The following is a 316-nucleotide window of genomic DNA, read 5'->3' as shown; positions in this document are numbered from 1 at the left end:
TCGGTAGCTCAGTCGGTAGAGCAGAGGACTGAAAATCCTCGTGTCGGCGGTTCGATTCCGTCCCGAGCCACCATTTTTTTATGCCGACTTAGCTCAATTGGTAGAGCAACTGACTTGTAATCAGTAGGTTGGGGGTTCAAGTCCTCTAGTCGGCATCCTTTAGGGGCATAGTTTAAAGGTAGAACTGAGGTCTCCAAAACCTCCAGTGTGGGTTCGATTCCTACTGCCCCTGTAAAGTATATGGGCCTATAGCTCAGCTGGTTAGAGCGCACGCCTGATAAGCGTGAGGTCGATGGTTCGAGTCCATTTAGGCCCA

At 50.6% G+C, this 316-nt stretch carries 3 tRNA genes; all 3 read left to right on the top strand.

From position 1 onward, the window contains the following. Positions 1 to 82 precede the first annotated feature (82 nt). The 3 genes from FS742_RS27195 (at position 83) to FS742_RS27185 (ending at position 316) form a co-directional block, all read left to right on the top strand. Positions 83 to 155, top strand: a tRNA-Thr gene (locus tag FS742_RS27195). Positions 156 to 161: 6 nt separating this feature from the next. Further along, a tRNA-Trp gene (locus tag FS742_RS27190) sits at positions 162 to 232 on the top strand. Between the two features lie 10 nt (positions 233 to 242). Next, a tRNA-Ile gene (locus tag FS742_RS27185) sits at positions 243 to 316 on the top strand.

The sequence above is a fragment of the Bacillus cereus genome (assembly GCF_007678085.1).
GTDB lineage: Bacteria > Bacillota > Bacilli > Bacillales > Bacillaceae_G > Bacillus_A > Bacillus_A cereus_BE.
This window is presented reverse-complemented; position numbering and strand designations above follow the sequence as displayed.